Source organism: Amycolatopsis sp. cmx-8-4, from assembly GCF_046548675.1.
In the GTDB taxonomy this organism is placed as follows: Bacteria; Actinomycetota; Actinomycetes; order Mycobacteriales; family Pseudonocardiaceae; genus Amycolatopsis.
On sequence record NZ_JAEBDZ010000064.1, the window covers coordinates 1 to 10,769 of the forward strand.

The 10,769-nt window shown below is 64.8% G+C and carries 8 protein-coding genes and 2 pseudogenes; 6 read left to right on the forward strand and 4 right to left on the reverse strand.

Annotated features, from left to right (window positions below):
- A partial coding sequence (locus ACLJQZ_RS48065) for an ATP-binding protein (RefSeq protein WP_410628380.1) occupies positions 1-231 on the reverse strand: 231 nt, incomplete at its 3' end.
- The gene (locus ACLJQZ_RS48070) at positions 228-1,637 is read right to left on the reverse strand and encodes a hypothetical protein (RefSeq protein WP_410628382.1); all 1,410 of its coding nucleotides are present in this window, start codon (positions 1,635-1,637) and stop codon (positions 228-230) included. The genes ACLJQZ_RS48065 and ACLJQZ_RS48070, both read right to left, overlap by 4 nt.
- 409 nt (positions 1,638-2,046) lie before the next feature.
- Between ACLJQZ_RS48070 and ACLJQZ_RS48075 the strand changes: the two genes are divergently transcribed.
- Positions 2,047-2,808 (forward strand): hypothetical protein, encoded by a 762-nt coding sequence (locus ACLJQZ_RS48075; RefSeq protein ID WP_410628384.1) that lies wholly within the window; start codon positions 2,047-2,049, stop codon positions 2,806-2,808.
- 397 nt (positions 2,809-3,205) lie between these two features.
- Here ACLJQZ_RS48075 and ACLJQZ_RS48080 read toward each other — a convergent pair whose 3' ends face one another.
- Positions 3,206-4,075 carry a hypothetical protein gene (locus tag ACLJQZ_RS48080; RefSeq protein WP_410628385.1) on the reverse strand — a complete coding sequence of 290 codons (870 nt, stop codon included), beginning with the start codon at positions 4,073-4,075 and terminating at the stop codon, positions 3,206-3,208.
- 441 nt (positions 4,076-4,516) lie between these two features.
- Here ACLJQZ_RS48080 and ACLJQZ_RS48085 point away from each other — a divergent pair, with 441 nt between their 5' ends.
- The 5 genes and pseudogenes from ACLJQZ_RS48085 to ACLJQZ_RS48105 all read left to right on the forward strand — a co-directional run bounded on the left by ACLJQZ_RS48085 (position 4,517) and on the right by ACLJQZ_RS48105 (position 9,230).
- Complete coding sequence (locus ACLJQZ_RS48085; RefSeq protein ID WP_410628387.1) at positions 4,517-4,867, forward strand: hypothetical protein; 351 nt, start codon at positions 4,517-4,519, stop codon at positions 4,865-4,867.
- A gap of 517 nt (positions 4,868-5,384) precedes the next feature.
- Positions 5,385-5,510, forward strand: a pseudogene (locus tag ACLJQZ_RS48090) (AAA family ATPase); the annotation flags it as partial.
- 24 nt (positions 5,511-5,534) lie between these two features.
- The gene (locus ACLJQZ_RS48095; protein ID WP_410628393.1) at positions 5,535-7,331 is read left to right on the forward strand and encodes an ATP-dependent nuclease; all 1,797 of its coding nucleotides are present in this window, start codon (positions 5,535-5,537) and stop codon (positions 7,329-7,331) included.
- 32 nt (positions 7,332-7,363) lie between these two features.
- Positions 7,364-7,663 (forward strand): annotated as a pseudogene (locus ACLJQZ_RS48100) (UvrD-helicase domain-containing protein); the annotation flags it as partial.
- 238 nt (positions 7,664-7,901) lie between these two features.
- Positions 7,902-9,230, forward strand: a complete 1,329-nt coding sequence (locus ACLJQZ_RS48105; protein WP_410628389.1) for a 3'-5' exonuclease — start codon at positions 7,902-7,904, stop codon at positions 9,228-9,230.
- A 280-nt stretch (positions 9,231-9,510) separates the two neighbouring features.
- Here the strand turns inward: ACLJQZ_RS48105 and ACLJQZ_RS48110 are convergent, their stop codons facing one another.
- Positions 9,511-10,602 (reverse strand): WD40 repeat domain-containing protein, encoded by a 1,092-nt coding sequence (locus ACLJQZ_RS48110; RefSeq protein WP_410628391.1) that lies wholly within the window; start codon positions 10,600-10,602, stop codon positions 9,511-9,513.
- Positions 10,603-10,769 lie beyond the last annotated feature (167 nt).

Below are 10,769 nucleotides of genomic sequence, written 5' to 3' on the forward strand. Positions count from 1 at the left end.
CCCGGGCGGCCCGACGAACAGAACATTCGAGGCGTCGTCGAGGAAACGCAACGTCGCGAGGTCCCGGATCAGCTTCTCGTCGACCCCGGGCTGCGCGGCGAAGTCGAAGTCCGACAGCGTCCAGGGAGCTGTCGCAATCGCCGGAATGTGCAGGGGCGTTCCTGCCAGTAGCAGAGCGTGTTCCGAGTCGGGCGGGTCCCGGTAGTGCCGGGAAGGACGAGCTCGGCTCAACTGGCGATAGCGGGGCTAGTGCCGGCGGCCAGCCCTTGGCCGGTATTGGTGATGCCACTCGGCGACGCGACGTGCAGCGTCCCGGTGTTCGCGCGGAAGGCGATCGAGAAGCCGCCCGCGCTGGCCGAGATGGCGGGGCTTGAGTCCGCGCTCATACCCTGGCCCCGGTCGCCGGTACCACCGGACCCGTATTCCCACAGGTGGCCCGTGTTCGCTTGGAACGCCCGCTCGTACAACCCGTTGGGCAGGGCCGCGACAGCCGGGTTCGTGCCGCGCATCATGCCGTATCCTGTGTCGGCCGCGCCGCTTCCCGACCAGAATGTGAACAGGTTGCCGGTGTTGGCCTGGAATGCGACCTGGAAGCCGCCCGCGGACGATGCCGCGATGGCGGGGCTGGTACCCGGTGCCATGCCCTGTCCGGTGTTGCCGGTCTGGTTGTTGCCGTAGAAGAACAGGCTGCCCGTGTTGGCCTGGAACGCCACCTGGTAGCCGCCGCCCGCGAGCGCAGCGATGGCCGGGCTGGTGCCGGGGGCCATCCCCTGGCCGAGATCGTTGGCGGCCGCGGTGCCGTTGCTCCAGGTGTACAGGAACAGTGTGCCGGTGTTGGCCTGGACGGCGATCCGGTACCCGCCAGCTGTGGCGGTGATGCTGGGGCTGGTCCCGGCCGCCATGCCCAAGCCGGTATCGAACGTACCCAGCGACCCGGCCACGAACAGGTGACCCATGTTGGCCTGGAAGGCTTCCTCGTAGCCGCCGCCGGCGAGTGCCGTGATCGACGGGTTCGTGCCCGCGGCCATCCCTTGGTTGGTGCTGATGGCTCCACCCGGGCTGTCGTAGGTGTAGAGCGTCGAGGTGTTGGCTTGGAAGGCGGCTCGGGCGGATCCGATGCCGGCGGATCCCATTCGGTAGGCCCGCGTGGTGTCGTCGAGCACGAACGTCCGCTGGTAGCGAGCGACCGTTTCGGTGCCGCTCGCGTTGGAATCGACCACGTCCCAGGTGTTGCTGCTCACGGGGCCGACGACGATGAAAGTGTGCGTGCCCTGGCCGACCTGGACGATGTCACCCTTGACCAGCTGTGCCTGGTCGGTGATCCGCACGCCGCCGGCGGCCAGGAACGGCTGGTAGTACTCGCTTCCGCCCAGGTTCTGGCTGTGGCCGCTGACCATCCAGACTATGCAGTTGACGAAGGCCCGGCACTGACCGCCGGAATCGCCGGGCTTCTGCGCTTCGGCGCAGGCGTTGCCGCCCCACTGGCCGACGTAGGTCAGCGCTTTGTCGGCGATGGTGGCGTTGTTGTAGGTACCGATCGCCAGAGCGGGTGCGGGTCCCGCGATGAGGCTGCCGAGCACCAGCCCGAAGGCGATCAAGGCCGTCCACAGCCATCGTCGTCCCGATCCGATCAGCACAGTTCCTCCGGCGTCTCAGGCGAGTGCGGTCCACGCACGCAGCGCAGACGTAGTCGCCCGTGTGAGTCGCGGCGTTACGGCGTCGCGGCCGGTCCGATCAGCGCAGGATCGGCCGGACGGCTTGAGCCCGGCGCTGTTACCTGGATGCCAGGCGTCACATTCCTTGGCATGCGCTCGACTACGTTGGTGTGGACGAGACAGAGCCCTCGCCGCGTTGACCGACCTGTAGCAAATGGCGCTGGAGGAACTGGCGCTCACCGACTACCCGGACTGCTGGTACGAGCAACTCAGGGCGAAGGGGTCACCTGTTCCGCTCGAACCTCACGCCGCTGCTCACGACTGAGCAGCGGCCTCCAAAATTTGCCAACTAGCCACAGCGACCAGTAGACGTATCTGGGCAGGAGTGACGATGACGAAGCGTGACAAAATAGGCAAGGCTGCTTCGGGGGCAGGTCAAGACGCTGCGCTCGGAGCGCTCGCCACGTTGGCGAGTGTCGCACTTGGTGCGAACCCTGTTGGGGCGACGCTGGTGGGTGGCAGCGCACCAGTGCTCAAGTATCTGCAACAGGTGTGGACCCGAGCAGGAGAGCGCCGCGGGGACCGCGCGGCGCGGTCGCTCGAACACGCCGCCGACCTCCTGGACGTAGGCCTCGACATCCTCGTAGAGCGGGCAGTTGGTCATGACGCTCGCCTCGAACTGCTCGCCCAGGTCCTGGAAGCAGCCGCGAGGACCTCGATGGAGGACAAGATCCAGGCCCTCGGCCAGATCCTCGCCGATGGCCTGCGCAGCGACAGCCACCTTGACGAAGCGAGGCTGCTAGCCTCGATGGTGAACGACCTGGAAGCACCACACGTCGTCGTGCTGAAACTGATCGCTGAGCAACCGGAGCCTCCGAAATCGATGTGGTCCAACCCCGGCGGACACCGCGGTTGGGAACGGACCCATCTTGCGCTGGCTCTGCCCGACTACGACGGTTTTCTTGACGGGGTGCTGGCGGCGCTCGTTCGACACGGCGCGTTGCGAACTTTGGGCGACGGGACCTGGGACGGCATGGCGAACACCGATGCACACGGCATAACGAGACTCGGAAACCGCTGCTTGCAACTCTTCGGCCACGAACAATCCGAGGGCCCAAACGCTCCCAATGGCTCCGCCGAATCCAAAAATTAGGTCCGTCCGGCCATGGTCAGTCACCAGCGTGACCGTCGTAAATGTCGCTGCTTACATCGCCTCGACCAGTGCCGGGGCACTCCATGCCGCAGAAAGCCTGCAACTAGGGCGTGGTGGCAAATATTCCGGTGAGTCGCTGGGATACTGCCGGTCGTGTCGCGGTTTCAGTTGCTCTCGGACGACCAGTGGGCGTTGATCGAGGAACTGATCCGGTCCGTACAGGTAAGCAGTGCCACCAGTTATCCGAGGCCTGGCCGATGGTCGAGGAGAACATCTGCCGATATCGGTGCGGGATCGCGTGGCGGGGTGCCGGCGGTGTTCGGTGCGTGGTCGAATCCCTCACGGTGTGCTGGCTCTGATCGCTGATCTTGTTAGGAGTGAACGGCGAGGTGACAGGCTATCTGGGGAGGCGTGTTTCGACCTCTGCTGAGCTGATTTCGAAGAACGCCGGAAGTAGGTCCACAACTAGTTGCCCCAGGATATCGCCGTCGATGCTGGAGGCGGCATCGTCCCTGGTTTGCGAGCGTACAAAAGCCCCACAGGCGATCGTTGAGAACTTTGCGGCGAGGTCATTGAAGGTGATGCTGCGACCAGAACGAAAAGATAACCCGTATGCTGAGAATACTCGCTCGTAAAGGGTGGCCCATTGCTGAAGTAGGGTCGAACGAAGTGATGCTACCCGACTGCGAACTAAAGGGTCTGTCGGAAGCACCGTTTCGATGAAGGTGTGAAGTGACACCATCGGGTTGCTTCTAAGTGATTCGATTTCGATCTTTCCTGTCCGTTTAATCCATTGTTCAAGTGTCAGGTCGCCTGCCATCTCGATGAGTCCTGGATGCATTTCCCTGACGCGGCGAAGGTATGGTTCAGGGCGGAATAGGTAGGCGATGAGATCTTGAAAAAATGCGCCCTGATGTCCCCAGGTTGCACTGAATCGATCAACGCTTAGGGAGTCTGCAAAATCGCGGTCGTCGAAGAAGCCGGACTGTGCGTGATCGGCAAGGTGGGCGGCTTGAACGTTGGCGAATATTTTAACTTCGTCGGTCACTTGCCTCGGGGTGCGCATAATGTGGTGCTGGTAAAGCAAATGTAACGCAAGATCGCAAAAAGTTCGAGTCCGCTCATCGCGGGCCCATTTTGCCTTTGTGTTAGCTGTTGTCTGTTTTCGTATATTCTCGAAGACTTCCGCTAGGTCTTCGTTCTCGCTGCCGGAGACATAGTGCCTCCATCGCGACCAGTCGGCCGGTGTGACCTGCTGCCGGTTCATCTGTGTAACTCCTCTTTCGTGTGTCCTTCCGCTGCTTCTGAGGAAGGTCACTTGAACTGTCGAAGTCAAGGGTGGCTCATGATGGTACCGGCTACCTGCTGTGCGCTCGCGGCGGCGACGCCGACTGTAGTCCTTTGCGATCTTGTCTTGGCATACCGAATAGCTGCGGACTTGAGTGAAGCTTGCCGAAGCTGCTGGTACGGGCTTGCATCGATTGGCGAGAGGTCTGGAATGAAAATTCTTCGGTTTTCGGCGTGGTTGGGTTCGAAGCCGCGTGTGCTGCCGGGCTCCTGTCGGCTTGTGCGACAAAAACGTGACGCCGCGCGAGCGGACGGTGGCCGTCGCGGCCTTGGCGGTGTAGCAAGGTCGATTGCTGCGTTTCGGTCGGTCTTGGCGCCCGCTTCGCGATCCATTTACGACGCCGATGAAAAAGCAGGAGTCATGCAAGGAGACAAGTTGGAAGTGGCCGATTGTCCCGAATGGCAGGATCGGGGCGCGAGCATTCAGCGGTGCGCCGACGAGACGATCGTGCGCGCTAAGATGCTCAGCGTCGAGTTGCTTGACATGACCGACGTATCAGAGGCGTCGCGACAGTTGACTGAGTGCGCCGTCATGTTGCTGCCCATCATCGAACGAGTCGTGGATGGAGAACTTTTCTGCTCAGACCTGGCTGGAAGTCAGTCCGGGAAATTGGCGCAACTGTGGCATCCACTCCGGCGCTTGATCCACATTCCGAGCCTGCGGTCTGCGCCACGCGAAGGCGCGAACCCCGCCCGGGAACGATCATGGTGAAGGCCAGAAAGTTGGCGGAGCCAGCACATCCACACGGCTGGATCGGCTACGTGGTCGCCGATCGCGAGCGGACGGGCAATGTCCTGCGCCTCGCTCGGTGGCTCGTCCCGGCCGCCGTATCCATGCTGGCCATCGTGGCGGCTGTCCTGGTGGTGCTCGTATTGGTCTCACCACTTGCAGCGGCCGGGCTGCTGGCTAGTGGATCGACCGCGACCGCAGGTGGACTGACGGTCCGTCGTCGCCGGCGGCGCGGTCAATCGACTTGCGGCGCCCAGTCATAACCTCGGAGCTTAAAGTGCGCACGCCGCGCAGCGCGGGCTTGCGTGAAGCGTCCCTTGATGCCGGTACTCGAGTTCCAGTCGCCATCATCGACAGCTCGACGGGGGACAATTGGTTGTAGGCCACCCCCGCGTGGAGATGAGCCAAAAGGCGTAACAGGAGGTAGCTCGTCATCGTCTTGGTACCTGCGCGGTCCTCACGGGCGGTGCTCACCGTTCCCGAGCGTCAGGATCCCCGAATGTACGTCGAGCGCCTCAGCCTGCAGAACTTCCAATGCTTCGGGCCGGACCAGGTCGACATCGACCTGGCGACAGGGCTGACCGCGTTCATCGGGTCGAACGGCTCCGGCAAGACGGCCGGCTGCCGAGCCCTGCAGCGATTGTTCGGGTTGACCGCCGACGACCGGACGATCCGTCCCGGCGACTTCCACGTCCCCGCCACCGAGCAGACCGCACCGGAGAAGCGGACGCTGCGGATCGAGGTGGTGCTGGGGTTTCCCGAGCTGGAGGTCGACGACCCGACCGGCAAAGACGCCGTCCCCGAGTTCTTCCATCGCATGGCCGCCTCCGACGACGGCGTCCTGAAATGCCGCATCGCGCTGGACGCGACATGGGAGGCAGACGGGACCCTCGAGGGTGCGGCCACCGAAACCCGCCAGATCGTCCGCACGCTCGAGGCCGATTACGACGACGAGGACTGTGTGCCGTTGCCCGCGGCCGAACGCGCCCGGATCCAGATGCTCTACGTCCCCGCCTCACGTGACGGTGCACGGCAGGTCACCGCGTTCCTGAAGGGGCGGTTGTGGCGGGCCGCCCGCTGGTCGAGCGAGCTGCGCGGGCAGGTGGAGCACGCTGCCGCCGAGCTGGCCACGACCTTCCACCAGGAGCCGGCGACCTTCGCGGTCGAGAACGTCCTGGCTCGGCGGTGGCAGGAGCTGCACGACGCCGGCACCCACGCCGAGCCGCGCTTCCGGCCGCTTGAGAGCGACTTCGCCCAGCTCCTGGCCAACACCGAGCTCGTATTCCAGCCCGACCCGACCGGGCGGGCCCGCCCGGCACGCGAGCTCAGCGATGGCCAGCGCTCGTTGCTGCACCTCGCGCTGCTGGGAGCCACTCTCGACATCGAGGCCGGAGTCGCCTCCGGAGCTCGGGCGAAGGAGTTTGACCTCGGTTCGGCGCACCTGCCATGCCTGACCCTCGTGGCGGTCGAAGAGCCGGAGAACAGCCTGGCCCCGTTCTACCTGTCCCGCATCATCACCCTGCTGCAGGGCCTGAGCAGGAGCTCCCGCATGCAAGCGGTCATCGCCAGCCACGCGGCGAGCGTGCTGCACCGCATCGCGCCGGAGCAACTGCGCTACTTCCGTACCGATCGGATGACGGCCACGGCCCGGGTGCGGCCGATCCTGCTGCCGCCGGGCGAATCCGAGGAGGGAAAGTACGTCCGGGAAGCGGTCCGGGCGCACCCGGAGCTGTATTTCGCCAAGTTCGTCGTCCTGGGCGAGGGCGACTCCGAGGAACTGGTCATCCCCCGCATCGCCCAGGCTGCGGGCGTCGCGCTCGATCCGTCGTTCGTGGCGATGGTCCCGCTCGGCGGACGGCACACCAACCACTTCTGGCGTCTGCTGACCGATCTCGACATCCCGCACGCGACTTTGCTCGACCTGGACTTCGGCCGTGCCGGCGGGGGCGGCGGCCGGCTGCGCGATGCCTGCACCAGGCTCGTCGACTACGGCACCGACGTGTTCGCCGGACTCGACGGGTTCTCCCGAGTCGAGGAGATCACCGACGACCTCACGATGGCCCAGCTGGCGCCGCTAGTCACGCACTTGCGCGGCCACAACGTCTATTTCAGCGAACCGCTGGATCTCGATTACGCCATGCTCACCACCTTCCCCGATGCCTACACCCAGCTCGACGACGGGCAGACCGGTCCGCGCGAAAGCGATGCCCGGGAAGCCGTGCTGGGCCAGGAGGGCTTGGAGCACAAGTTCTGGAACCCCGACGACGCCGAATCAGCAGGGGAGCTGCACGAGAATCTGCGGTGGTACCGGTACCTGTTCCTGAGCCGCTCCAAACCCAGCTCGCACCTGCGCGCTCTGGCCCGCCTCACCGACGAGCAACTACGACACGGCCCCGAACCCCTCACTGCCCTCATCGACGCCATCCGCGCGGAGCTGCAGCTGTGAACCCACCAACCGGTCCCCATGTACCCGAAGAGGTGACCGCGGCCTGGCGCCCGACCGGCATCGACGACCTCGAACCCGCGGCGTGGGAGGCGTTGCGTGACGAGGGCTGCACCGCCGTCACCGCAGGGCCTGGGGCGGGCAAGACCGAGTTCCTCGCCCAGCGGGCCGCCTACCTGTTGCAGACCGGCCTCTGCGCGCCACCACACCGGATCCTCGCGATCTCCTTCAAACGCGACGCTGCGGCAAACCTCGCACGTCGCGTCGAGCAGCGCGTACCGGAACACGCGGGGCGGTTCGTTTCCCTGACCTTCGACGCCTTCACCAAAGGCCTGCTCGACCGGTTCAAGTCCTCCCTGCCGCCCGGATGGGCCATCCCCGGACGCTACGAGCTGACCTTCCCCAAGGATCGCGAACAGCGGGACTTCATCAACTACCTCGCCGCCGGCACGACCGGCACCCTGCGCGTCGCCCCTGGACGGTCTGCCCAGACCCACCTTCCTGGCCGAGGTCGTCGGTGCTTGGCCGTTGCCGCTGGAGCCACCGGCCGACGACCCGGTCGACGCCGTCGGCTTGGCCGCATGGCGCTGGTGGCAGGAACGCCACCTGCACCCCGAGACTCCCTTCCTCGACTTCGTCATGATCAACCGGCTGGCCGAGCTTCTGGTCCGGACGCTTCCCCAACTGCGGCGTGCCCTGCGTGCCACCTACCCGTTCGTGTTCGTCGACGAGTTCCAGGACACGACGATCGCGCAGTTCTCCTTCCTCGATACCACCTTCGGCACCAACGCCGTGGTGACGGCCGTCGGCGACCGGAAACAGCGCATCATGGGCTTCGCCGGCGCCCTCGCCGACGCCGTTCCCCGCTTCATCGCCACGTTCTCCGCCCGCGAGTGCCCGCTGATCTGGAACTTCCGGTCCACCGACCCCCTGGTGGCGCTGCAGCACGTCATCGCCGGCAAGCTCGACCCGGCGACCGTGCGCGCGGAATCCCGGGTCGAGGCCGAACCTGCCGGTGAACCCGTCAGCCTGTGGCGGTTCCCCAACCTCGCCCGCGAGGCTGCCGTCGTGGCCGAGTGGATCGCGCGTGACATCGAGCAATCCGCCCGGACCGCGGCCGACTTCGCGTTCGTCGCCCGGCAGAAGGTCGCCGACCTCGAACCCCGGCTCCGCCAGGCGCTGGCCCAGCACGGGATCCGGCTGCGCAACGATGACGCCGCGGTCGGGAAGATGCGGCTGCAGGACCTGCTCAAGAACGACGTCACTCGGCTGCTGCTTGGTGTCCTCCGGCTGGCGGCCCAGCCCGACGGGCTCGGCCAGGTGTGGCTCGAGACATCCGCGTTGCTGCGGCAGGTGCGCGGCGCCGTCGGCGACGACACCGCCATCCGCCATGTCCACGACGAGCTCTCACAACTGGCCAAAAACACCCGGGCCTGGCTCGCCGACAACCCCGTCGACGCCGCTGACCCGGGCGCAGCCGTCGATGAGGTCGTCGGCTCGATCGGTGCCGACGCTCTGGCCGGCTACGTCCGATCCGCCGCGCGTGGCGAGGAAGTCGAGGTCATCCTCGATGCGTTTCAGGCTCGCCTGGCCGCGGTCGCAGGTCAGGCCGAGAACTGGACCGCAGCGTTCGACGAGTTCGAATCTGCCGACGCCGTTGCGCTCATGACCGTTCACAAGAGCAAAGGTCTCGAGTACCACACGGTCTTCTTCCTCGGCCTCGACGATGACCAGTGGTGGGCGTACGCCCGTGATCGGGAGGAGTCGACATCGGCGTTCTTCGTTGGGCTCTCCCGGGCCGCGCACCGGCTGATCTTCACGACCGCCTCGACCTATACCCAGCGCATCACGGAGCTGTTCGAGATGCTGCGGGCGGCGGGGGTGCCGGAGCATCACTGGTGACAGCGCTTCGCCTCGGGCTAACCGGTCACCCGGGTTCGTGCTCCGCGGTTTCTGCGGGGATGAGGGCCGCAGCCCGGCGGCACGGAGAGCCGCCACGACGGTCTGGGCCGCGTTTTGCCGACTGGGATGACATAGTCACAGTTATCGGCTTGGCTTCAGAAGGTGGTCAGTTGTCGACATTCAATGAAGCCTGGTGAGGTAGTGCCGCTCATAATTTCGGCGACATCCATTCCTTGGCACCATGTGCGCAGGTGAAAGGTGGCGGTCAGTCCGATGTAATTCACTGCTTGCGAGCAAGCACAGTGATATCCCAGCCGGCGGCGATGATCAATTCCCCGTCAGGACCAATGAGCACGGTATTCCATGTCAGACCTTGGTAGTCAAAAATTGCGGTCTCACTGCCGGTAGTGAGGTCCCACATTCGCACCGTCTGATCTTTGCCACCGGTGATGGCCACGGCTCGGTCGTTAAGCACTCCGCACGCAACTGCAGTCACGATGTCGATGTGGCCGACGAGGGTCTGAACCTGCTTGCCCGTGGCGAGGTCCCAAACTCGGACAGTCTTGTCGCCGCTGCCGGTGATGGCGACCGGACCGTCGTCGGACAAGCCATACGCAACGGCTGTGACCGCGTTGACGTGGCGGGCATGGCGGGGCAAGGAGATTATCTGCTTACCGGAGGCGAGGTCCCATACTCGGACAGTTTTGTCGCCGCTGCCGGTGATGGCGACCGCACGGTCGTCAAGCAAGCCGTACGCAACGGCATTCACCGGCCCCGAATGGCCGGTGAATGCCGTAATCACCTTGCCGGTCGTAAGGTCCCAGACTCGCGCCACTTTGTCCCTACTGCCGGTGATAGCGACCGGTCGGCCGTCAAGCAAACCATAGGCAACGGCAGTCACCGCCTTGGCGTGCCGGGTGCGGAGGGGCAAGGTATTGATCCGCTCACCGCTTGCAAGGTCCCAGACCTGCGCCGTCCGGTCCGCGCTGCCGGTGATGGTGACCGGGCGGTCGTTGAGTTGGCCGCACGCGACGGCAGTGACCGTGTCGGTGTGACCGGAGAGGGTCTGGACTTGCTCGCCTGTAACGAGATCCCAGACGCGTGTCGTCTGATCCTCACTGCAAGATACCGCGACCTGACGGTCGTGGAGTACTCCGCAAGCAACCGCTCTGATATCTGCAATATGACCACCGCGTGAGGGTAACTCGGTAACGGCCACAGTGAGGTTCCAGACTCGCACGGTTCCATCAGTGCTACCGGTGATCGTGACCGGTTGGTCATCTAGTTGGGCGTATGCGACCGCAGTCACCGTGCCGGTGTGGCCGGTGAGGGTGGTGATCTGCTTGCCGGTTGCGAGGTTCCAGACTCGCACTGTTCCATCAGTGCCGCCGGTGATCGTGACCGGTTGGTCATCTAGTGTGTCGCGTCGTAAATTCGTGAGTTAAGTGGGTAGTATGGGGATATGTCGAGAACCGGGCGTCCGAAGGCTGAGCTGGTGTTGGCTGATGTCGAGCGTGAGCAGTTGATTCGCTGGTCGCG

What these genes read in the sequence shown, in the direction of transcription:
- ACLJQZ_RS48085 (WP_410628387.1), top strand. Translation starts at nt 4,517, where the DNA reads ATGCAAGGAGACAAGTTGGAAGTGGCCGATTGTCCCGAATGGCAGGAT.
- ACLJQZ_RS48075 (WP_410628384.1), top strand. Translation starts at nt 2,047, where the DNA reads ATGACGAAGCGTGACAAAATAGGCAAGGCTGCTTCGGGGGCAGGTCAA.
- ACLJQZ_RS48080 (WP_410628385.1), bottom strand. Translation starts at nt 4,075, where the DNA reads ATGAACCGGCAGCAGGTCACACCGGCCGACTGGTCGCGATGGAGGCAC.